A 20,598-nucleotide genomic window follows, 5' to 3' on the forward strand; every position below is an offset into this window, starting at 1 on the left:
CATTGCGAGGAGGACGACGATGGTGCACGAGTGGGACGCCACCAGTTACGACGCGCTGCCGCTGCCGCACGTGGCGTGGGGACGCGGGGTGCTGGACCGTCTCGACCTGCGCGGTGAAGAACACCTGCTCGACGCCGGGTGTGGCACCGGACGAGACGCCGAGGCCGCCCTGGAGCGCTGGCCGGGCCTGCGGGTCACCGGTGTCGATGCCTCCCAGGCGATGGTCGAGGCGGCCCGGGAGCGCCTGGGGGATCGCGCCACTGTGCTGCTGGCCGACCTCACCCAGCCGCTACCTCTGGACGAGCCGGTGGATGCGGTGATGAGCGTGGCCGCCTTCCACTGGGTCGCCGACCATCGAAGCCTGTTCGCCAACCTGGCCGCGGTGCTCGTCCCCGGGGGACGACTGGTCAGTGACTGCGGAGGGCTGGGCAACATCGCCAACGTCGAGGAGGGCCTCGAGGCCGTCACCGGTCGGCCCAAGCGCGGTGTCGAGTTCGCCGGGGTCGACCAGACCCGACGCGACCTGCAAGAGGCTGGGTTCGTCGTCGAGGACGTGCGGTTGAGGCGCGACCCGATCCGGCTGCGTGATGACGCCCAGCTCGAGGCCTACCTGGCCACGGTGTGCCTGGGCAACTACCTGGCCGAGTTGCCCGAGCAGGAGCAGCCGTCCTTCGTCCGCGGTGTCCGGCTGGCGATGCCCGAACCCGTGGTCGACTACGTGCGCCTCGAGATCGAGGCGCACCGCGCCGGCTGAGCGCGACTTGCAGGCTGCCCCTTGGCAGCATCGGTGGTCGCGTGTCACCATCGCGCAGTGACTTCTGATGCCCCGACTGCGCCACCGGCCGATGCCCATGACCTGATCCGGGTGCAGGGCGCGCGCGAGAACAACCTGCGTGACGTCAGCGTCGACCTGCCCAAGCGGCGGCTCACCGTGTTCACCGGGGTCTCCGGGTCGGGCAAGAGCTCGCTGGTGTTCGACACCATCGCCGCGGAGTCGCAGCGGCTGATCAACGAGACCTACTCGACCTTCGTCCAGGGCTTCATGCCGACTATGGCTCGTCCCGACGTCGACCTGCTCGAAGGGCTGACCACCGCGATCCTGGTCGGCCAGGAGCCGATGGGGGCCAACCCGCGCTCGACCGTGGGCACCGCCACCGACGCCAACGCCCTGCTGCGCATGCTGTTCAGCCGACTGGGTGAGCCGCACATCGGCCCGCCGCAGGCGTTCGCCTTCAACGTGCCGTCGATCAGCGGCGCCGGTGCGGTGACCCTCGACAAGGGCGGCCGCCAGGTCAAGGAGCGCCGCGAGTTCAGCATCACCGGCGGCATGTGCCCACGCTGCGAAGGCATGGGCAGGGTCAACGACATCGACCTGACCGCCCTCTACGACGCGTCCAAGTCGCTCAACGAGAACCCGTTCACCATCCCCGGCTACTCGATGGAGGGCTGGTACGGACGGGTCTTCATCGGCTCGGGCTTCTTCGACCCCGACAAGCCGATCAGGGACTACAGCAAGCGCGAACTCGACGCTCTGCTGTACAAGGAGCCCACTCGCATCAAGGTCGACGGCATCAACGTCACCTACGAGGGCTTGGTGCCCAAGATCTCGAAGTCGATGCTGTCGAAGGATCCCGAGGCGATGCAGCCGCACGTGCGCGCCTTCGTCGAGCGGGCAGTCACGTTCCAGACCTGCCCCGAGTGCGATGGCACCCGACTGAGCGAGGGCGCACGTTCGTCCCGCATCCACGGCAAGAGCATCGCCGACCTGTGTTCGATGCAGATCAGCGACCTGGCAGCCTGGCTGCCGGTGGTGGACGAGGCCTCGGTCGCCCCGATCGTCAAGGGCCTACAGCACCTGCTCGACTCGTTCGTCGAGATCGGGCTGGGCTACCTGTCGCTGGATCGTCCGTCGGGCACCCTGTCGGGCGGTGAGGCCCAGCGCACCCGGATGATCCGCCACCTGGGGTCATCGCTGACCGACGTCACCTACGTGTTCGACGAGCCCACCATCGGGCTGCACCCGCACGACATCCAGAACATGAACGAGTTGCTGCTCAGGCTGCGCGACAAGGGCAACACCGTGCTGGTGGTCGAGCACAAGCCCGAGACCATCGCCATCGCCGACCACGTGGTCGACCTCGGCCCGGGTGCCGGGAGCCACGGCGGTGAGATCTGCTTCGAGGGCACTGTCGAGGGACTGCGAGCCAGCGACACCGTGACCGGTCGGCATCTGGACGACCGTGCGCGCGTGAAGCCGTCGGTGCGCACGGCGACAGGAGCCATCGAGATCCGGGGTGCGAGGGCGAACAACCTGACCGGGGTCGACGTCGACATCCCGCTCGGCGTGCTGTGCGTGGTGACCGGGGTCGCGGGTTCGGGCAAGAGTTCACTGGTCAACCAGTCGATGCCGACCGACGCGGCGGTGGTGACCATCGACCAGAGTGCGATCAAGGGCTCGCGGCGCAGTTCGCCGGCCACCTACACCGGGTTGCTCGAGCCGGTGCGCAAGGCGTTCGCCAAGGCCAACGGGGTCAAGCCCGCCCTGTTCAGCTCGAACTCCGAGGGCGCCTGCCCGGCCTGCAACGGGCAGGGCCAGATCTACACCGAACTGGGCTTCATGGACACCGTGGTCACCCCGTGCGAGGTGTGCGAGGGACGCCGCTTCCAGGACGAGGTGCTGCAGTACACCCTGGGCGGCAAGGACATCAGCCAGGTGCTGGCGATGCCGGTGGACGAGGCCCGCGAGCACTTCGCCGAGGGCGAGGCCAAGGTGCCCGCAGCGCACGCGATCCTGGCCCGGTTGTCCGACGTGGGCCTGGGTTACCTCACGCTCGGCCAGCCGCTCACCACGTTGTCGGGTGGTGAGCGACAGAGGCTCAAGCTGGCCTCGCAGATGGGCGACAAGGGCGAGGTGTACGTGTTGGACGAGCCGACCACGGGCCTGCACCTGGCCGATGTCGATCGACTGCTCGGCCTGCTCGACCGGTTGGTCGACTCCGGCAAGTCGGTGATCGTGATCGAGCACCACCAGGCCGTGATGGCCCACGCCGACTGGATCATCGATCTTGGCCCCGGAGCCGGTCACGAGGGTGGCCGGGTCGTCTTCGAGGGCACGCCGGCTGATCTGGTCGCAGATTCCGGGACGCTGACCGGCAAGCACCTGGCCCGCTACGTCGGCTGAGGCCGGAGCGCTGGCAGGCGGGCGTCTGCGCCTAGGCCAGAGCGGTCACGGCGGCGGTGATCGCGGCCAGCAGCAGGGCGATCAGCACCAGGCCCTCGTAGCGTGAGGCGTCCATCGACCGGAACAGGCGGGCACCGATGAAGTAGGTGGCCAGCGCCGACAGTGCCATCCACACGATGCCCGGCGCGACCACCAGCGTGCCGCCGATCGCGAGCATCGCCAGGCTGATCGGCACCCGTACGAGGTTCAGGGCCACCAGGGCGTCGCGCATAGTCCACGGTTCAGGCGTGGTCGACGCAGGTGGTCGACCAGGGTCGGAACTCCAGCCTGGCCTCACCGATCGGACGATCGCACACGTCGCAGCGACCGTAGCTGCCCTCGATCAACTTGTGGCGGGCCCGGTTGACCTGGTCGAGCACCGTCTGGGCGTTCTGGGCGACCGAGGCGTCCTCCATCTGGCCGATCGCCTGGGTGGTGCCGTCACCGATGCGCTTGCCGAAGCCGATGGTGGTGTCGGAGTCGACCGGAGTGGTGAGACGCGCCAGTTCGGCACGCAACTGTGCGGCCTTGGCGTCCAGTTCGGCCGAGACCTCGGCCAGGTCAGGAACAGTCACCCGTCCAGTATCCGCCCGCACACCATCGCCGCGAGCGGTTCGTGGTGAACCCCTGCTCAGTCAGCCGGCGTGGTCGGCGCTGTAGGCATCGAACAGTCGGGCGATGAGCTCCTCCAGCTCGGCCGCGAGGTCGTCCAACGAGCTGAACTGCAGCGTCGACTTGCCCGTTCGTCGCTTCAACAGCTCAGCCGAACAGCCCTCGAGGGCCTCGGGGTAGCGCTCCATGATGATCATGAACAACCCGACGTGCTTGCTGGCTCGCTTGACCGCGGCGAAGTACTCGTGGCCCTTGGTGCCTGGCCAGGTCAGGCTCGGCATGTTGTAGATCGTGGCGTCGACCAGCGGCGGCTGGTGAGCGCGCAGCAGTTCCCACAGCCGGGCTTCGACGGCATGCAGGTCAGCCATGCCGTCGATGGTCTCACGACCGGGCGAGCAACTTCACGACTTCTTCGGCAACGCCCTTGGCGCTCATCGGGTTCTGACCGGTGACGAGGTTGCCGTCACGCACGACCTTCTCGGCCATCGGACGCAGCGCCTTGGTGTACTTCGCCCCTTGCGCCTTGAGCTGCTCGTCCAGTCGGAAGGGCACGGCCTGGTCGCGTCCGGCCAGCTTCTCCTCGGCCCACGAGAAGCCGGTGAGCTTGCGGCCCTTGATGAGTGCCGTGCCGTCCGGCAGCCGCACGGTGATCAGGCCGGCGGGCCCGTGGCAGACCGCCGAGACGATGCCATCACGCTGCCAGGTGTCGACGATGAGTCGGCCGAGGGCGTCGCTGTGCGGGAAGTCGAACATCGTCCCGTGTCCGCCGGCCAGGTAGATCGCGTCGAACTGCTGGTCGGCCACCTCGTCCAGCGAGAGGGTGTTCTCGAGCAGGGCCATGTAGGCCGGATCCTCGTAACGCTCCTGGGTGCCGCCCATCTTCAGCACCAGCGAGCCGAGGCTCTCGGGGTCGATCGGGACGCGCCCGCCGGCAACGCTGGCGATCACCACGGCGTGGCCCGCCTTCTCGACGACGTCGTGGAAGTGGGTCAACTCACCCAGCCACAGACCGGTGCGGTAGCCGACCTTCTCGTACGAGCCTGCAGAGGTGACCACGACCAGGATGCGCTTGGTGGGGTCGGTGCTCGCCGTCTTCCTGTCCTTCTTCGCCATGGCTCAACGGTGGCAGACCCGGTCGGTACTTCGACCTCAGCCTGTTCGCATCCCACCCCGGCGGATGGAGCCGCCCGCGGTCAGCGGTCGTCGCGAAGCTGGGGCGGGACGACCGCGGAGTTCGGGTCGTACTCCTCCTGGCGCACCCGCTCGTCGATCGTGTCGTCATGACTGGGGTCGACCATGTCCTGGGCGGCCTCACGAGCACCGAACTGGGAGCGTTCGAGGTCTTCGGGCAGGGCCCCGTTGTCAATCAGGTCGTCGGTCGACAGGTCTTCGGTGGTGACGTCTGACTGGGTGGTCAGCAACTCGTCCTCGGCCTGGTCGACCAGTTCGACGGCGTCGCGGTCAGGCGCTTCACGCACGGGGAAGTCCTCGGGTTCGGGCAGGTCACGGTGGCCTTCGATGCTCATGGGTCCAGCCTCACACGGACGCGGCGACTCCCAGGACGGCCGGGTGGACCGCCCACCCCAGAGGGGGGCTATGCTCTTACCTAGAAGTTCTAGGTATGGAGGTCGGATGCGCGTCGGAAAGGACCTGGTGGCAGCGTCGTCGGCACCGTTGGTGCTGGGCGTGCTGGCCGAGGGTGACAGCTACGGCTACGCGATCATCCAGCGAGTGGCGGAGTTGTCTCGCGGCGACCTGGAGTGGAGCGAGGGGCTGCTGTACCCGTTGCTGCACCGGCTCGAGCGGCAGGGCCAGGTGGAGTCATCGTGGGGCAGGGCTGAGTCCGGACGCCGGCGCCGCTACTACCGCCTCACCAGGGCGGGGCGTGAGGCACTCGATGAGCACCGCACCCAGTGGCGTGCGGTGAACGATGCCTTGACGACGATGTGGGACCAGATGGCACGAGTCCTGGCCCCGGTTCAGTTGGCATGGGGGAAGTGACGTGAGCGTGAATCCGACCGAGAGTGGCCTCGACCAGCAGGTGGGGCTGTGGCGGGAGCAGCTCGCCAAGCGCCCCGGCGTCGATGCCGGTGACGTGGACGAATTGACCGACCACCTGCTCGGCCATGTCGATGCCCTCGAGTCGGTTGGGCTGAGCCCGGACGAGGCGTTCCTGGTCGCGGTCAAGCGCGTCGGTGACCAGCACGCCATCGCCCGGGAGTTCGCCGAGGAGAACTCCGCTCGGCTGTGGCGCACCCTGGTGCTCGAACCCGAGGAGCCGGGCCCGAAGGGCTGGCGTGATCCAGGGGCGATGCTGGTCTTCGCCATGCTGGCCGGTCTGGCGGCACGGTTGACCTTCGGGGTGTCGATGGACGAGGGCGGCTCGCAGTTCACCGTGGCACTGGCGGGCAGTGGCGTCTTCCTGGCGCTCGCGGGCTGGTTCTGGTGGCGTCGTCGTCCGCCGGTGCTCGCCTCGGTCGTGACGATGCTGGCCGCGGTGGCGGTCGGCCTGCTCACCCAGGCGTTCTACCCGTGGCGCAGCGACTGGGCCGACACCCAGTTCCTGTCGTTGATGCACCTGCCGATCATGCTGGCAGTGGTCCTCGGCATCGCGCACGCGAGACGAGCCTGGCGCACCGTGGCCGCGTGGACCGACTACCTGCGGTTCGTCGGTGAACTGGTGGTCTACTACGCCCTGATCGCACTGGGCGGTGGAGTCCTGGTCGGACTGACCGCGGCGCTGCTCGACATGCTCGGCCTCAACCCTGAACCGGTCATCGAGTGGGTGGTGCCGCTCGGCGTCGGTGGCGCGATCGTGGTGGCGGCGTGGCTGGTCGAGGCCAAGAAGAGTGCCGTCGAGAACATGGCGCCGGTGCTGACCGCGGTCTTCACCCCGCTGTTCACCGTGCTGCTGCTGGGCTTCCTGACCGCGATGGCGGCGACCGGAGGCATCGAGGACCGCGACGTGTTGATCATCGTCGACCTGGTGCTGGTGGTGGTCTGGGGGCTGGTGGTGTTCTCGGTGGTCTCTCGACGGGACGGTCCACCCCGGCTGGGCGACTGGCTGCAGCTGGCGCTGGTGTTGGTGACCTTGGTGGTCGACGTGGTGGTGCTGGCCGCGATGGCTGGACGCATTCAGGAGTTCGGGGCGAGCCCGAACAAGGTGGCTGCGCTGGGCGAGAACCTGGTGCTGCTGGTGAACCTGGCCTGGTCGGGTTGGCTGCTGCTGGGCTTCCTGCGGCGGCGTCGCCCGGTGCTCGACCTGGAGCGCTGGCAGAGCCGCTACCTGCCGGTGGTGGGGGTTTGGGCCGCTGTGGTCGTGGTGGTGCTGCCGCTGGTGTTCGGCTTCCGCTGAGCACTCACAGCAGCGGGACGAACCGGTAACGGCCTGGCGCCCGGTGCACTTCGACCTCGCCACCGCACCTGTCGACCACCAGCATCAGTCCGTCGACTGGGATGACCATGCGTCCACCGTCGGCCAGTTGGTCGACCAGCGACTGCGGCAGCTCGTCCGGCATGGCCGAGACCAGGATGCGGTCGAAGGGTGCCCGCTCGGGCAGTCCGAGAACCTCAGGTGAGGCCACCTGCATGGTGGCGTTCGAATGGCGCGTGAGGCGGGGGAGTGCGGTCTGGACGAGCTCTGGCACGAGTTCGACCCCGATCACGTGGCCGTCGTCACCCACCAGGTGGGCCAAGAGCGCGGTCGTCCAGCCCGAACCGGCACCGACGTCGAGGACCAGGTCGCCGGGTTGCGGGTCGAGCAGTTCGAGCATGGTGGCGACGGTGCTGGGCTGGGAGTTGGTGGCACCGTGGCCGATCGGCAGGGGCGTGTCGAGCTGGGCATGACCCACGAGGTCGGCCGGTAGGAACCGATGTCGCGGCGCCGCGGCGAACGCGGCTCGCACCCGGGCGGTGGGGGAGAGCGCCATACCATTCACGTTATGTCACGACGGGTGGCGGTGCGTGCGATCCGACGCGTTCGGCGATGACGTCTGGCGGGTCAACCCCTACCTGCAATCTGGCTTTGACCACGTGTTCCTGTCGTCGATCGTGCTGACTGAGCCGTCGATCACGGCCCGCATCCTGGAGCGGATTTGGCCCGAACTCACGAACTCCGCAGCTATGACGCCCCCCACTGCGCGGCTGCGCTGGCTGTCAACGACGACCAACTGGTCGCCATCTCAGGTGATCGAGATCTGCTCACGGCCTGGCAGACAGAAGGGGTTGCCACCACCTGGGACGCGAAGCGTCCCTAGCCCCGGGGTGGTTTGTCCGATAAGCGACATTATGTCATTCCTTAGTCTGCGTATTGCATCGGATGAATCAATCGCGGCGGCTGACCCACTGCCCCGCTGGCCGGACTGAACCCAGCTCTGACCAGCGGAAACGCAGCACCGAACGTCGACGTAACGGCGTCAAAACCGTGCGTGGCGGCGGAACGATCAGGCGTTGCGCGGCCACCGCGACACGCCGTTGACCTGCGCAAACACATCCGGCGTCTCATCGGATGCATCATGGAATCACTGGATGAAACCAGATTCTCGGGAGGATTCGATGCAGGTTGATGGCTCCGGACGGGTCCGCCTGGTCGAGTCGGTGCCGGTCCTCCGGCCCGACGAGCAGGTGCTCCAGAAGATGCTCGAGGGCTGGCGGAACCAGCAGCTGTCACGCAACCTGCAGTTCGGGACCATCGACCAGCGGCTACGGATGGTGGAGCGCTTCATCAGCCACGTCAACGAAGACCCGTGGAACTGGACGCCCGCGCTCGTCGAGGAGTTCTCGGCGGACCTACGCACCCAGAAGCACGTTGCCCACTCGACGCTGCGCGGCTACCACTCCGCGTTGCGTGCCTTCACCAGCTACATCAGCAATCCCGACTACGGGTTCGACGTCGTGTGCGAGCGGTTCTTCGGCACCCACCCGGCGCAGGTGTTCTTCGACTGGAACACCGCTCCCCACGTCCAGGAGTACGACGGACGCCCGAAGAAGCGTCCGTACACCCGTGAGGAGATCAGTCAACTCTTCGACCACGCCGACGACGAGGTTGAACGGATCGGCAAGTCGGGCCGCAAGGGCTGGCAGGCCGCGTACCGGGACGCGGTCATGATGAAGATCGCGTACGGCTACGGGCTCCGGTTCAACGAGTTGAGGCACCTACAAACGGTCGACTTCGCCCGCAACCCACACGCCCGAGAGTTCGGCGCGTTCGGCGTCTGCAAGGTTCGCTACGGCAAGGCGAAGCGGTCCTCGCCGCACAAGCCGCGGAGCGTTCTCACTGTCTGGCGGTGGACGCCCGGCATCATCGAGGACTGGCTCGCCAACGGCCGCGGTGATCCGGGCACCCTGGACCTCTTCCCCAGCGAACGCGGCGGACTGGTCGTCGAGTCGACTCTGATCCGACGGGTCCGGCGCTACTGCGAGGAGTTGGGATTCTCCGATGGGCTCGATCTCCACTCGTTCCGTCGTTCGTACGCCACTCACCTGCTCGAAGCTGGATGGGACCCGCGGTTCGTGCAGGACCAGATGGGCCATGAGCACGGGGCGACAACCGGCATCTATCACTTCGTGTCCGACGAGTTCAGACGCTCCACGCTCAGGAGCGCCTTGGACCGTACGGTGAAGGAAGCCATGGCCCGCAAGACCGAGGACGGAACATCATGAAGCGCAAGGTCGACTACACGTGGCGCCTGGCCGAGCTGATGGCCGCCCGGGGCCTGCACAACACCACGGATCTCATTCCCCTGCTGGCCGAGCGCGACATCAATCTGTCTCGACCGCAGGTGTACCGGCTGGTGAACCAGCGGCCGGAGCGCGTCTCCCTGATGTTGATCGCGGCGCTGTGCGACATCTTCGAGTGCGAGTCGACGGACCTGTTCACGACGACGGCGACGGATGTACGCGTGCGCAAGACGGGCACCGCTTCCCCGCCGAACGTCGTCTCGCTCGACCGCAGCGTGCGGCCGCGGCGCGCAAACATCCTCGACGAGTAGCGCCAGGAGCATCGATGGATCCGAAGCCGACGGGCCTCTCCCCTCGATCCACCGTGCGCGGACGGCCCAGAACGGACCAATCGCGGAACGGTCGCGACGACCCATGCGCGCGTTGCGGGCGGAACATCCCCCGACTTGCAGCGCGCTGGCCAGAAGGCAGGCTCTGCAACATCTGCTACTTCGATGCCATTCACACCCGCGGCACCTGCCCAGAGTGCCTCCAGGACCGCCTGCTGCCGGGACCGCCCAATGCCGACGGCCTCCCCATCTGCTCGACGTGCGCTGACATCCCTTATGACTTCCACTGCGAACGCTGCGACGTCGAAGCCGGCCACCACCGCGGCCGCCTGTGTGCTCGCTGCGCCTTGCGCGACGACCTCCACGGGCTACTCGGCGGCGAACCCAGCAATCTCGCGCTGATCGGACTCGTCGACGCGCTCTGTGCATCGGACCGGCCTGAGTCGATCCTAGTCTGGAAGCGCTCTCCCAAGGTGCAGGGCCTCCTCCGCGACCTGGGCGACGGAACCATCCCGGTAACCCACGAGGGACTCGACACTATCCCCGGCAAGCCCACCGAGCATCTGCGTGCCCTGCTCCAGCACCATGGCCTACTCCCCCAGCGCGACCCATACCTCCCCCGCTTCGAACAATGGATCGACAGGAAGCTCGACGGACTCCCCGACGAGGTGCGTCAACCAGTGCAGCACTTCGCCACCTGGCACCACCTACGCCGTATCCGCGCCAAGGCAGCAGCCGGCGCGGCAACGCGTGGCCCGGTCCACTCTGCGAAGCAGGAGATCACCGAAACGGTGAAGTTCCTCGTGTGGCTGCACGAGACCTACGAACGCACCGCCACTACGTGCACACAGCAAGATGTCGACGAGTGGCTAGCCACTGGCCCGACGACGCGCAGCGCGATCCGGACCTTCTTTGTGCTCGCGAAGAAGTCGCGCCTCAATACCGAGGTCACCATTCAGCATCGAGCGGCGAAGACGAGCCGGTCGTTGAGCCAGGACCAGCGGCTCGCTTGGATCCACGAGCTACTCACCGGCACCAGCGAGTCACTCCCCTACCGGGTGGCCGCCATGCTCCTGCTGCTCTACGCCCAACCGCTGGTCAAGGTCGTCAGCTTCCCAACCAGCATCATCGACGACAGCGACGACGGCATGAGTATCACGCTCGGCACGCACCCGACTGACGTTCCCGATCCCTTCGCGTCACTCATCAGGGAGCATCTCGCCTCACGGCCCAATCTCCGTACCGGCGCAGGAACCGACAGCCCCTGGATGTTCCCCAGCACCCTCGCCGGCCGCCACCTGCATCCGAACACGGTCATGGACCGGCTCCGCGACCTCGGCGTCAACCTCCTCGGCGCCCGCAACCGGGCGATCGGCGAACTCGTCCTCGAGTGCCCGCCCTCGCTCGTCGCGGAAGCACTCGGATACAGCCCCCAGGTCGCCTTCCTACATGCCGACAAGGCCGCCGAGCCTTGGGCTCGCTACGCCGGCCGCTCTCTGAAGGCGCCTTGACACCTTGCAGGAGACGATGAGGCTATCGAAATGCTGCCCTGACGATTAGTCGTTGGCGCGGACAGGTGAGCCGATCACGTTGAAGGCAAATCCACCGAACTGGCCAGAGAGCAGAGGACGAGCAGCCGCGATCGCTTGCTGCACCTCGGGGAGTTCAAGAGACGACCGATGCGCCTCCGCTGAGGTCCACAACTCGGCGACGAACACGGTGTCCGGCTCGTCATCGGACACTCCCACCTCGTAAAGAAGGCAGCCAGCTTCCGCCAGCCCAGGCTTCGAGCTCGTGAGGTGGGCGACGAGCTCGTCACGCTTTCCGGGCACGGCACCCAAGGTGCCAACGTTTGCGTATGTCATGGCCATCACTCTACGAGCCTGCACTGACACTCCGTCGGGACTCGACGCTGCACTGCTGTGCGGCTGTCGAACTCCGGTTGAGCTGACCCATACGCCTGAACTTGATACGCAGGCTGTCCAGTAAGGACCGAACGGGAGCACCCTCTGCCTCCCCTCGTCCACCGGATCGGGCCATGCGATCTCCCAGCCCACGACTCTCTGCCACGAGAATTCGTGGGGGCTCGCCTTGTCGCTACACGAGTCGCCGTAGCGCGTCCTCGACGAGGACCTCGACCCGAGCCGTCATGCCGGCCTCATCCACCGATCGGTACCGTCGGCCTCACTCGCGGTCGGCGCCACGCCGAAGGTGGCCGAGCCCAAGCAGATCTGCGACACCCTGGTGCCGGTGGTTCCGAGGACGCTGTACTTCACCGCTGACTCCTGTCCCTGCGTTGCGACCGATTGGTCGCCGCCCTCTGATCGAGCTCAGAGCGCGAGCGGCACACCCGCCGACGTGGCTGCCGCGCGCAGCGATTGGTCCAGTGTCCCCAGCGCCAGTCCCTCGCGCATCGCCACGGACAGGTAGACGGCATCGTAGGCCGACAGCGAGTGGCGCTCGGCCAGATCGATCAACTCAGAGATCGTGGGTTCGGTCTCCGCGTGCTCCAGCGGAAGAGATTCCAGGAGTTCGACCAGGTGCGCCATCCTCGCCTCGGTGATCCGCTTTCGCCTGAGAGCCGTCAGCAGGACATTGGCCACCTCGAGCCCCCACAGGTCTGGAACGACTCCACCATCAGCCACCACCTCGGCAAGGGCGGCATCCGTGGCTGGGGTGCGCTCGTCCTCGAAACACCACGCCATGGCAAGTGACGCGTCCACCACCATCATCGGCGGCCAGCCGCCTTGGCCTCGGCCACGTCAAGGCCCAGATACTGACCCTCGCGGGCGGCGCGGAAGGCTTCCACCAGTCCCTCTCGTCGCTCGCTCCGACCGACGCCGACAAGTCGCGCCACAGGTCGCCCGTGCTTGGTGATGACGAAGGTCTCGCCCGCCTCCACCTCGTCCAACAGACGGGGCAGGTGGGTCTTGGCTTCGTACGAGCCGACACTGATCATAAGATCAGACTAGTCGCCGACCAGTCTGCTATCAAGAGCCAATCGCACTTGGCTGCAGCGCCGCGCTCGCCCTAGCATGGAGCCACCATGACGGATTGAGTCGACGCCCCCGCCCACGCCCGAGGCCTGCATGACATGCGCTGCGCCCGGTGGGCTCCCAGCGACCTCGAGGACTCTCCCCCATGGCATTCCACCCCCTGATCGGCACCGGACTCGTCCGGCGCTACGGCGACCACACCGTGCTCGACGGCTTCTCACTCACCGCCTCCCCCGGTCAGCGGGTCGGGCTGGTCGGCGAGAACGGCTCGGGCAAGTCGACGCTGATCCGCCTTCTGGTCGGCATCGACGCACCCGACGACGGCACGGTCACTCGGCCCAACGACCTGGGCTACCTCTCCCAGACGCCGCAGTTCCCGGCCGACTCGACCATCGAGGACGCCCTGGCCGACGCGCTGGGTGACCTGCACGCCTGCCTGGCCGACCTCGATCGGCTCGCGATCGCCATGGGTGAGCGTCCCGACGACCAACAACTGCACGACGACTACGCCGAACGCCTCGAGTGGGCCGAGGCCCACGACGCGTGGGACGCCGACCGCCGAGCCACCGTCGCCGCCCACGAACTGGGTCTCGACCTCGAACCGCAGCGGCTGGTCTCGAGCCTGTCCGGTGGCCAGCAGGTACGGCTCGCCTTGGCCTGCCTGATCGCCCGCCGACCCGAGTGCGTCGTGATGGACGAACCGACCAACCACCTCGACGACACCGCCCTGGCCATGCTCGAGGAGTTCCTGGTCAGCCTGCCCGGCATCGTGGTGGTCGCCAGCCACGACCGCACCTTCCTCGACAACGCCTGCACCCACATCGTCGACACCGACCACAACCCGATCGGCATCGACGGGCAGGGCGGCAACACCTTCGCGGGCACCTTCAGCGACTACCTCGACGCCAAGCGAGCAGCCCGTGCCCGGTGGGAACAGCTCTGGGCCGCCCAACAGGACGAGATCAAGAAGCTCGAACGCGACCTCAAGGTCACCTCGCGCTCGATCAGCAACCACACCCCGGTGCACGCCCGCAGCGACCACAGCCTGGCCACCTACGACTTCAAGACCGGCACCGTCGAGAAGCAGGTGTCACGGCGGGTCCGCGCCGCCCAGGCCAAGCTCGACCAGGCCATGCAGAACCAGGTGCGCAAGCCGCGCAAGGGCCTCACCTTCGAGTTGCCACCGCTGGACGCCGGGGCATCCCGCACCGAGATCAGCGTGCGCGACCTCGTCCTGCGCGAGCGCATCCACGTACCGCTGCTCGACGTGAGCTCCGGCGACCACCTGCTGTTGACCGGTGCCAACGGCTGCGGCAAGTCGTCACTGCTCAAGGCGATCGCCGGCGAACTCGAGCCCACCAGCGGTGCCCTGTTCACCCCACCCGGCCGGATCGGCTACCTGCCCCAGGACGTCACCTTCGCCCAACCGTCCTGGACGGTCCGGGCCACCTTCCAGCGATTGACCGGGTTGGACGACCGCTCGTCCCTGATGGATCTCGGACTGATCAACGGCGCCGACCTCGTCCGCCCCGTCGGGGCGCTGTCGGTCGGGCAGCAGCGACGATTCGCCCTCGCCATCGTGATCGCCGAACATCCGCGACTGCTGCTGCTGGACGAGCCGACCAACCACATCTCGCTGGTGCTGGCATCGGAGTTGGAGGACGCCCTGCAGGCCACCCCGGCCACCGTCGTGGTCGCCACCCACGACCGCTGGCTTCGTCGCCGGTGGACTGGGCTCGTCCACGAGATGCCCTCGCTGGGCTGACGCGGCTAGCGTCAAGGCATGGAGCAGACGTTCGACGACCGCCTTGCGGGGCTGATCGAGACCGTGGTGGCCACAAACGCCCTCCTAACCCGTCACGACGAACGCTTCTGGGTCGGCTGGCTCGAAACCGGCGGCGGATCCGCACCAGCACGGCGACCAGCATCACCACCGGGAACACCGTGCCCACCGCAAGCCCGTCCGACAGCGACCCGGTGACGTCGGCGACCTGACCGACCAGGGCCGGGCCGAGTGCACGCTGATGAGATGCTCACCCCATGACCCCACCCTTCACGCCCACCACGAGGATCGATGAGGTCACCGCCCACCCCGCTCTGGCCGGGTTCGGCCACCTGCTGTTCCCGACCACCTTCGGCTCGACCCGCGGGCTCACGCTCGCCGAGACCGACCACCTGCTGCCGTACCACTCCCACGTCGAACCCAGCACCACCCTGCGGGTGTTGCACCACCTGGTCGACCTCGTGGAAGCGGGCCACCAGGTCTTCCACCCGCTGTACACCGCGGACGAGGTGCGCGCCGACCCCTCCCGCGCCGGCGCGGGGCTGTTCCACCTGCCGGGAGCCCCCGGCGCCCCCTTCGCCGCGATCAACGCCGGCGGCGGCTTCCACTACGTGGGGACGATCCACGAGAGCCTGCCGCACGCCCTCGAACTGAGCAGCCGCGGCGTGCACGGGTTCGCCGTCCACTACCGCACCGGTGGCGCCGAGGTCGGCTGCACCGACCTCGCACGTGCCCTGTCGCTGATCGTCCGCCATGCCACCGAGTGGCAGGTCGGCACCGGTGGGTACTCGCTGTGGGGAGGGTCGGCCGGCGGCAGGGTGGCAGCCCTGGTCGGGTCGCGTGGCGCCGGCTCCTTCGGTGGGGACGAGCTGCCCTCCCCCGCTGCCGTGGTCACCCAGTACACCGGGCACAGCGATGTCAGCGGCCACCAACCAGCCACCTGGGCCCATGTCGGCGAGCACGACGGGATCGTCGACTGGAGGGTGATGCGCCGACGGATCGACACCTTGGCCTCACGCGGGATCGACACCGAGTTCCACCTGCTGCCGCGACTCGGTCATGGCTTCGGCCTCGGGGTGGGCACCAGCGCCGAGGGGTGGATCGACCAAGCGGTCGACTTCTGGGACCGTGCTGCCCAACGCTGAGCCACGCAACGGTGAGATGCTCGACCCATGGGACTTCGCGACCGGGTCTGGGCCAGACACGTCAACCGTGGTGACCGCAGGACGCTCAAGGCGCTGGCGAAGCACTCCGACCTGAGCCAACCGCGGGACTGGACCCACTTCGTCCACTGCCTCGACGAGGCCGGCGCCCGGGCCGCCGCCGACCGGATCCGCTCAGCCGGGTGGACGATCATCGGGCGCGAGCGCATCAGCGACGACGGCGGCTGGCTGGTGGTCGCAGGGCTCGACCAAGCGGTGCTCGATGCTGGCGGCGTCGCCCGGGCACGCGCGTTCTTCTCGTCCTTGGAGCGCGAGATCACTGGGTTGACCTACCAGGGGTGGGAAGCTGGCGCCGACTGATCGCAGTACGCTGCTCGCCACCCAACTCTCGGATCGAAGGACGTCCCATGAACGACCCCGTGCTGGTCAGCGCCGACCAGGCCGAAGAGGCGCTCGACCTGATCATCGCCCAGCAGGCCGACCCGGCGACCGCCTGCAGCTACGTCGGCACCGAGCGCTCGGGTGTGCTCGCTGAGCTGGACGACCTGTCCCCCACCTGGCGCGACACCTTGCGCGTGGGACTGCGTGACGGCCGGGTGGTCGCGGCGGCCTGCGTCGACGTCGACGCCGACGACACCGGACGAAGCTGGATCCACGGTCCATGGGCTGCGGACGGCCAGGCCTGGGACGACCATGCTGACGACCTGCTCGAGGCGATGACCGCCCTCGCCCGAGACCTCGGTGGCAGCGACGACCACGAGGTCAGTGCAGCCCCGGCCAACCATCGCATGGCTGACCTCGCCGGCTCGCGTGGCTGGCACCGCTCCGTGGTGAACCGTGCCTACGTCGCGCACAGTGACCAGGGCTGGCCCGCCTCGAGCCCGCAGGCCCGAACGGCCACCGACGACGACCTGGCCGCGGTGGCCACCCTGCACGACCAGGCCTTCCCCGGCACCTACGCCAGTGCCCGTGGCCTGCTGACCGACGACGACCGCACCACCCTCGTCCTCGACGGCGCCGACGGGCTCGCCGGATACGCCTCGGCGCAGGTGCAACCCGACGGTGAGGGCTACCTCGACTTCATCGTGATCGCGCCGTCGTCGCGCGGACGAGGCCTCGCCCGCGGACTGCTCGCCGCCATCGGCCGCAGCATCCTGGCCAGCTCACCGCAGGCCAGCGTCAACCTCACCGTGCGCGACGACAACCCCGCAGCCATCGCGCTGTACGAGCGCTTCGGGTTCAGCCTCGATGCCGAGTTGGTGGGGTACCGCTCGCACCCCTATCCCCCGGCCTGACACGCCCCCAGCCCGAGGGTCCCGTCCAAAGGGTGGCGACCCATTGCCGAGCATTTGATCAGCGTGCATCGTATACGTATGCACCTGAACCAGAGCGACAAGGACCGGCTGCCCTCCGACTTCACGGTCCTCAAGGAGCCCGACGGCCCCGACATGCCCCAGCAGCGTGACCCCCAGGTCGTCGACACCGTGTCGTCGATGCTGGCCGACATCGAGGCCAACGGTCTCGACGCCGTGTTCAAGTACTCCCGCGATCTCGACGGATTCACCGGCACCGAGCTCGAGGTCAGCGCCGACGAGATCGCCCGGGGCGGCGACGACCTGCCGGCGAGCCTGCGCGGCGCCCTCGACGCCGGCGCCCAGCGCACCCGACGCTTCGCCGAGATGCAGCGTGAACACCTCGTCGACTTCGAGGCCGAGGTGATTCCCGGCGTGATCTGTGGCCAGCGCTACGTTCCGGTGCAGTCGGTCGGCGCCTACCTGCCAGCGGGGCGCTTCCCGCTGCTGGCCAGCGCCTTCATGACCGTCAACGTGGCCGGCGCCGCCGGGGTGCCGACCGTGCTGTCGTGCACTCCCCCGCAGCGTGACGGCCGGGCCCACCCGGCCGTGCTCTACGCTGCCAAGGCCTCCGGTGCCCATCGCGTGTTCGCCGTCGGAGGTGTTCAGGCCCTGGCCGCCATGGCCTACGGCCTGCTCGACGGACAGCCTGCCGACATGCTGGTCGGCGCCGGCAACGCCTACGTCGCCGAGGCCAAGCGCCAGCTCTACGGCCGCGTGGGCATCGACGTGCTGGCCGGCCCGTCGGAGGTCGCGGTGATCGCCGACGACACCGCCAACCCGGTGATGGTGGCCGCCGACCTGCTGGCCCAGGCCGAGCACGGCCCCACCTCGCCGGCCTGTCTGGTCACCACCTCCGAGCGCGTGGGTCGCGAGACCATCGCCGAGATCGAGCGCCAGCTCGAAGGGCTGGCCACCCACGAGATCGCCGGCGCCGCCTGGCGCGACTACGGCTCGGTCTACGTCGCCCAGTCGCGTGAGACCGCCGCCGCGATCATGGACACCCTGGCACCGGAGCATCTGGAGATCCTCACCAGTGACCTCGACTGGTACGCCACCAACCTGACCAGCTACGGGTCGCTGTTCCTGGGCGAGTGGTCGACGGTCGCCTACTCCGACAAGGGCATGTCGGGCACCAACCACGTGCTGCCCACCGCCGGTGGCGCCCGCTACACCGCTGGGCTGTCGGTCTCGCGCTTCCTCAAGCAGCTGACCTTCCAGAAGGCGACCAAGGAGTCGACCCGCTCGCAGGCCGAGCTGGTGGTCACCATCGCCGACTACGAGCAGATGCCGGCCCACCGCGATTCGGCCCAGCTGCGACTCGACCTGCTCGGGGACGACGCGAGCGCCGGGTGAGCTCGGTCACCAGCCACGACGTGGCGGCACTGGCGGGGGTGAGCCAACCCACCGTCTCCAGGGCCCTGCGCGAGGCTCCGGGGATCAGCCCGGCCACCCGACAACGGGTCCGTGAGGCCGCCGATCGGCTCGGTTACGTGCCGTCGGCAGCCGGGCGGGCCCTGTCGCTGGGACGAACCGGCCGCATCGGGCTGCTGGTCACCGACCTCGACAACGCCTACTACCCGCTGCTGATCGAACCGGTGCACCGGGCACTGGCTGCTCGCGACCACGAACTGGTGCTGCAGGCCGGCGGGGGCACTCCCGCCCGCGTGGCCGAGCGTGTGCTGGCCAGTGGGCTCGACGGGGTGCTGATGACCAGCACCACCGAGGGATCCGACCTGCCCGACGAGCTGCGTCGACGCGGCGTGCCCTGCGTCTGCCTGCAGCGCGGCACGCCCGGTGCCGACCTGGTCGACGTCGACCCGACCGAGGCGCTCACCGAGCTGGTCGGCGGGCTGCTCGACCAGGGCCACCAGCGGGTCGCCGTGCTGAGCGGGCCTTCCGACACCAGCACCGGCCTCGAGCGGGCCAGGGTCGTCCGAGACGTCATGGACGACCGTGGCATCGAGGTGCCGACCGGGTGGTGGCGGGAACTCCCGTTCACCCTGGAGGCCGGTCAGCAGGCCGGGCACGACCTGCTCAGCGCCGACCCGCGCCCCACGGCCGTGGTCTGCGCCAGTGACCTGCTCGCCCTCGGCGTGCTGAACACTGCCGCCACCCTCGGACTGCGGGTGCCCGACGACCTGGCCGTCACCGGCTTCGACGACCTGCCGATGGCCGGCTGGCCACTCGTCCAACTCTCGACCGTCGGCTACGACGTCGACGACCTGGCCGCCGAGGCGGTCGACCTGTTGCTCGCCCGCATCGACCAGCACGAACCTTCTGCTCCCCAACACCGGCGCATCCGCGCCACCGCCCGCCCCCGACGCTCGACCGCAGTGCCCACCACGCCCCGCAACGCCCACCCGCACCAGGAGACACGATGAGCACCCTCGACCCGATCGCCCACCTGCCCCACAAGGACCCCGACGCCTTCATCCGCGACGTCACCGACCGCATCTGGGTCGACCGCGACATCGCCCACATCCGCGAGAACTACGAACACGGCTCGATCGTCCACGGCCCACTCGGCACCGCCATCGGCGTCGACCAGGTGGTGCAGGGCTCGATGATGCGCATCGCCCAGGTGCCCAGCCACATCGGCCAGGCCGAGGACGTGATCTGGGAGCAGCGCGGCGACGACGCCTTCGTCTCGAGCCACTTGGTGTTCTCGATCGACGAGCACCCCGGGGCTGCCGACGAGGTCGAGGCGAGGCTTCGTCAGGGTGTGCTCGGCCCGCGGACGATCCGCAGCCGCACCATCGCCACCTGCCTGTACCGCCGCGGCCGGATGGTCGAGGAGTGGGTGGTGCGCGATTCGCTCGCCCACGCCCTGCAGGAGGGTCATGACCCCGACGAACTGGCCCTGCAGCACACCTTCGCTGGCTACGCGCCCAGCTTCACCGAGCCGGCACCAGCCGACCCGCTGACCGTGGGCGACTCGGGCCCTCGTCCCGACCAGCACCGTGCCGAGTGCGAGAAGGTGCTCGAACTGATCCACGAGGGCTGGAACACCCGCAACCTCAACCTGGTCAACGACCTGGTCGAGCGCGACGTGTTCCTGCACACCATCGGCGACACCTCGGTCGTGCGCGCCGACGGCTACCAGCGGGCCCTGCTGCGGTTGATCCGCGCCTTCCCCGGCAGCCAGTTCGAGGTGCGTGACCTGCACACCAACGAGTCGACCCGCTACGGCGGCGTGCGCGTCGGTGTGGTCTGGAAGTTGGTCGGCGACTACGACGGCGTGGCCGACTACGGCCCGCTCACCGGCAAGCCGGTGGAGTTGCTCGGCATCAGCCAGTTCCAGTTCCACGAGGGCCGCATCGTCAAGGAGATCCGGATCTGGGACGACGTCTGCCTGCGCGCCCAGGTCAACGCGGGCCGAGGTGATGGCGAGGAGTTCACCTTCGCCAACCTCTACTGAGCGGGCCGGTTGAGCCATGCCGACCCACAAGACCTGCATCGCG

23 protein-coding genes are annotated in these 20,598 nt (G+C 68.4%); 14 read left to right on the forward strand and 9 right to left on the reverse strand.

All coding sequences use genetic code 11. From position 1 onward, the window contains the following. Positions 1 to 19: 19 nt before the first annotated feature. A complete protein-coding gene (locus IE660_RS01155) occupies positions 20 to 754 on the forward strand; it encodes a class I SAM-dependent methyltransferase (RefSeq protein WP_203566486.1) in 735 nt (244 codons plus the stop codon). Between the two features lie 57 nt (positions 755 to 811). Further along, positions 812 to 3,181, forward strand: a complete 2,370-nt coding sequence (locus IE660_RS01160; RefSeq protein ID WP_203566487.1) for an ATP-binding cassette domain-containing protein — start codon at positions 812 to 814, stop codon at positions 3,179 to 3,181. 31 nt (positions 3,182 to 3,212) lie between these two features. Here the strand turns inward: IE660_RS01160 and IE660_RS01165 are convergent, their stop codons facing one another. From IE660_RS01165 to IE660_RS01185, 5 genes are all read right to left on the reverse strand, one after another. Further along, positions 3,213 to 3,452, reverse strand: a complete 240-nt coding sequence (locus tag IE660_RS01165) for a hypothetical protein (protein ID WP_203566488.1) — start codon at positions 3,450 to 3,452, stop codon at positions 3,213 to 3,215. 10 nt (positions 3,453 to 3,462) lie between these two features. Beyond that, on the reverse strand, positions 3,463 to 3,795 hold the full coding sequence (locus IE660_RS16290; RefSeq protein ID WP_203566489.1) for a TraR/DksA family transcriptional regulator: 333 nt from the start codon (positions 3,793 to 3,795) through the stop codon (positions 3,463 to 3,465). A 60-nt stretch (positions 3,796 to 3,855) separates the two neighbouring features. Beyond that, positions 3,856 to 4,200, reverse strand: a complete 345-nt coding sequence (locus IE660_RS01175) for a DUF1801 domain-containing protein (protein ID WP_203566490.1) — start codon at positions 4,198 to 4,200, stop codon at positions 3,856 to 3,858. Between the two features lie 13 nt (positions 4,201 to 4,213). Further along, positions 4,214 to 4,945, reverse strand: coding sequence for a type 1 glutamine amidotransferase domain-containing protein (locus IE660_RS01180; RefSeq protein ID WP_203566491.1), 732 nt, complete (start codon positions 4,943 to 4,945; stop codon positions 4,214 to 4,216). 80 nt (positions 4,946 to 5,025) lie between these two features. Further along, complete coding sequence (locus IE660_RS01185; RefSeq protein WP_203566492.1) at positions 5,026 to 5,358, reverse strand: hypothetical protein; 333 nt, start codon at positions 5,356 to 5,358, stop codon at positions 5,026 to 5,028. A 106-nt stretch (positions 5,359 to 5,464) separates the two neighbouring features. Here IE660_RS01185 and IE660_RS01190 point away from each other — a divergent pair, with 106 nt between their 5' ends. Together IE660_RS01190 and IE660_RS01195 are read left to right on the forward strand one after the other, a co-directional pair. Continuing rightward, positions 5,465 to 5,833, forward strand: a complete 369-nt coding sequence (locus tag IE660_RS01190) for a PadR family transcriptional regulator (RefSeq protein WP_203566493.1) — start codon at positions 5,465 to 5,467, stop codon at positions 5,831 to 5,833. Between the two features lies 1 nt (position 5,834). Continuing rightward, positions 5,835 to 7,187 carry a permease prefix domain 1-containing protein gene (locus IE660_RS01195; RefSeq protein WP_203566494.1) on the forward strand — a complete coding sequence of 451 codons (1,353 nt, stop codon included), beginning with the start codon at positions 5,835 to 5,837 and terminating at the stop codon, positions 7,185 to 7,187. 4 nt (positions 7,188 to 7,191) lie between these two features. Here the strand turns inward: IE660_RS01195 and IE660_RS01200 are convergent, their stop codons facing one another. Beyond that, positions 7,192 to 7,761 carry a protein-L-isoaspartate O-methyltransferase family protein gene (locus IE660_RS01200; RefSeq protein WP_203566495.1) on the reverse strand — a complete coding sequence of 190 codons (570 nt, stop codon included), beginning with the start codon at positions 7,759 to 7,761 and terminating at the stop codon, positions 7,192 to 7,194. A 520-nt stretch (positions 7,762 to 8,281) separates the two neighbouring features. Between IE660_RS01200 and IE660_RS01205 the strand changes: the two genes are divergently transcribed. Genes IE660_RS01205 through IE660_RS01215 form a run of 3 tightly spaced genes read left to right on the forward strand, consistent with a single transcriptional unit; the run spans position 8,282 to position 11,351 of the window. Continuing rightward, on the forward strand, positions 8,282 to 9,493 hold the full coding sequence (locus IE660_RS01205) for a tyrosine-type recombinase/integrase (RefSeq protein ID WP_203566496.1): 1,212 nt from the start codon (positions 8,282 to 8,284) through the stop codon (positions 9,491 to 9,493). Beyond that, positions 9,490 to 9,822, forward strand: coding sequence for a helix-turn-helix domain-containing protein (locus IE660_RS01210; protein ID WP_071416681.1), 333 nt, complete (start codon positions 9,490 to 9,492; stop codon positions 9,820 to 9,822). Before IE660_RS01205 ends, IE660_RS01210 begins: the two co-directional genes overlap by 4 nt. A gap of 14 nt (positions 9,823 to 9,836) precedes the next feature. Then, positions 9,837 to 11,351 (forward strand): hypothetical protein, encoded by a 1,515-nt coding sequence (locus IE660_RS01215; protein WP_203566497.1) that lies wholly within the window; start codon positions 9,837 to 9,839, stop codon positions 11,349 to 11,351. Positions 11,352 to 11,396: 45 nt separating this feature from the next. Here the strand turns inward: IE660_RS01215 and IE660_RS01220 are convergent, their stop codons facing one another. From IE660_RS01220 to IE660_RS01230, 3 genes are all read right to left on the reverse strand, one after another. Next, entirely contained in the window at positions 11,397 to 11,705 is a 309-nt protein-coding gene (locus IE660_RS01220) for a putative quinol monooxygenase (protein ID WP_203566498.1), read from the reverse strand. 465 nt (positions 11,706 to 12,170) lie between these two features. Further along, positions 12,171 to 12,572, reverse strand: a complete 402-nt coding sequence (locus IE660_RS01225; protein ID WP_203566499.1) for a type II toxin-antitoxin system VapC family toxin — start codon at positions 12,570 to 12,572, stop codon at positions 12,171 to 12,173. Further along, positions 12,569 to 12,799: a type II toxin-antitoxin system Phd/YefM family antitoxin gene (locus tag IE660_RS01230; RefSeq protein WP_203566500.1), complete on the reverse strand. Its 231-nt coding sequence runs from the start codon at positions 12,797 to 12,799 to the stop codon at positions 12,569 to 12,571. Before IE660_RS01230 ends, IE660_RS01225 begins: the two co-directional genes overlap by 4 nt. A gap of 182 nt (positions 12,800 to 12,981) precedes the next feature. On the opposite strand from IE660_RS01230, the gene IE660_RS01235 reads away from it, so the two are divergent. From IE660_RS01235 to IE660_RS01265, 7 genes are all read left to right on the forward strand, one after another. Beyond that, a complete protein-coding gene (locus IE660_RS01235) occupies positions 12,982 to 14,601 on the forward strand; it encodes an ABC-F family ATP-binding cassette domain-containing protein (protein ID WP_203566501.1) in 1,620 nt (539 codons plus the stop codon). A 275-nt stretch (positions 14,602 to 14,876) separates the two neighbouring features. Further along, positions 14,877 to 15,764 (forward strand): alpha/beta hydrolase, encoded by an 888-nt coding sequence (locus IE660_RS01240; protein ID WP_203566502.1) that lies wholly within the window; start codon positions 14,877 to 14,879, stop codon positions 15,762 to 15,764. 27 nt (positions 15,765 to 15,791) lie between these two features. Continuing rightward, the gene (locus IE660_RS01245) at positions 15,792 to 16,142 is read left to right on the forward strand and encodes a ribonuclease E inhibitor RraB (protein ID WP_203566503.1); all 351 of its coding nucleotides are present in this window, start codon (positions 15,792 to 15,794) and stop codon (positions 16,140 to 16,142) included. Between the two features lie 47 nt (positions 16,143 to 16,189). Further along, entirely contained in the window at positions 16,190 to 17,077 is an 888-nt protein-coding gene (locus tag IE660_RS01250) for a GNAT family N-acetyltransferase (protein ID WP_203566504.1), read from the forward strand. 78 nt (positions 17,078 to 17,155) lie between these two features. Beyond that, a complete protein-coding gene (hisD, locus tag IE660_RS01255; protein WP_203566505.1) occupies positions 17,156 to 18,490 on the forward strand; it encodes a histidinol dehydrogenase in 1,335 nt (444 codons plus the stop codon). Then, entirely contained in the window at positions 18,487 to 19,518 is a 1,032-nt protein-coding gene (locus IE660_RS01260; RefSeq protein ID WP_203566506.1) for a LacI family DNA-binding transcriptional regulator, read from the forward strand. Before hisD ends, IE660_RS01260 begins: the two co-directional genes overlap by 4 nt. Further along, positions 19,515 to 20,555 (forward strand): ester cyclase, encoded by a 1,041-nt coding sequence (locus tag IE660_RS01265; RefSeq protein WP_203566507.1) that lies wholly within the window; start codon positions 19,515 to 19,517, stop codon positions 20,553 to 20,555. The genes IE660_RS01260 and IE660_RS01265 overlap by 4 nt, the downstream gene beginning before the upstream one ends. Positions 20,556 to 20,598 lie beyond the last annotated feature (43 nt).

The organism is Aestuariimicrobium ganziense (assembly GCF_015352975.1).
GTDB lineage: Bacteria > Actinomycetota > Actinomycetes > Propionibacteriales > Propionibacteriaceae > Aestuariimicrobium > Aestuariimicrobium ganziense.

Bases quoted from the DNA above. Each gene is read 5' to 3' on its own strand.
- IE660_RS01155 (WP_203566486.1), top strand. From the start codon at position 20: ATGGTGCACGAGTGGGACGCCACCAGTTACGACGCGCTGCCGCTGCCG.
- IE660_RS01165 (WP_203566488.1), bottom strand. From the start codon at position 3,452: ATGCGCGACGCCCTGGTGGCCCTGAACCTCGTACGGGTGCCGATCAGC.
- IE660_RS01175 (WP_203566490.1), bottom strand. From the start codon at position 4,200: ATGGCTGACCTGCATGCCGTCGAAGCCCGGCTGTGGGAACTGCTGCGC.
- IE660_RS01180 (WP_203566491.1), bottom strand. From the start codon at position 4,945: ATGGCGAAGAAGGACAGGAAGACGGCGAGCACCGACCCCACCAAGCGC.
- IE660_RS01185 (WP_203566492.1), bottom strand. From the start codon at position 5,358: ATGAGCATCGAAGGCCACCGTGACCTGCCCGAACCCGAGGACTTCCCC.
- IE660_RS01190 (WP_203566493.1), top strand. From the start codon at position 5,465: ATGCGCGTCGGAAAGGACCTGGTGGCAGCGTCGTCGGCACCGTTGGTG.
- IE660_RS01200 (WP_203566495.1), bottom strand. From the start codon at position 7,761: ATGGCGCTCTCCCCCACCGCCCGGGTGCGAGCCGCGTTCGCCGCGGCG.
- IE660_RS01210 (WP_071416681.1), top strand. From the start codon at position 9,490: ATGAAGCGCAAGGTCGACTACACGTGGCGCCTGGCCGAGCTGATGGCC.
- IE660_RS01215 (WP_203566497.1), top strand. From the start codon at position 9,837: ATGGATCCGAAGCCGACGGGCCTCTCCCCTCGATCCACCGTGCGCGGA.
- IE660_RS01220 (WP_203566498.1), bottom strand. From the start codon at position 11,705: ATGACATACGCAAACGTTGGCACCTTGGGTGCCGTGCCCGGAAAGCGT.
- IE660_RS01225 (WP_203566499.1), bottom strand. From the start codon at position 12,572: ATGATGGTGGTGGACGCGTCACTTGCCATGGCGTGGTGTTTCGAGGAC.
- IE660_RS01230 (WP_203566500.1), bottom strand. From the start codon at position 12,799: ATGATCAGTGTCGGCTCGTACGAAGCCAAGACCCACCTGCCCCGTCTG.
- IE660_RS01235 (WP_203566501.1), top strand. From the start codon at position 12,982: ATGGCATTCCACCCCCTGATCGGCACCGGACTCGTCCGGCGCTACGGC.
- IE660_RS01240 (WP_203566502.1), top strand. From the start codon at position 14,877: ATGACCCCACCCTTCACGCCCACCACGAGGATCGATGAGGTCACCGCC.
- IE660_RS01245 (WP_203566503.1), top strand. From the start codon at position 15,792: ATGGGACTTCGCGACCGGGTCTGGGCCAGACACGTCAACCGTGGTGAC.
- IE660_RS01250 (WP_203566504.1), top strand. From the start codon at position 16,190: ATGAACGACCCCGTGCTGGTCAGCGCCGACCAGGCCGAAGAGGCGCTC.
- hisD (WP_203566505.1), top strand. From the start codon at position 17,156: ATGCACCTGAACCAGAGCGACAAGGACCGGCTGCCCTCCGACTTCACG.
- IE660_RS01265 (WP_203566507.1), top strand. From the start codon at position 19,515: ATGAGCACCCTCGACCCGATCGCCCACCTGCCCCACAAGGACCCCGAC.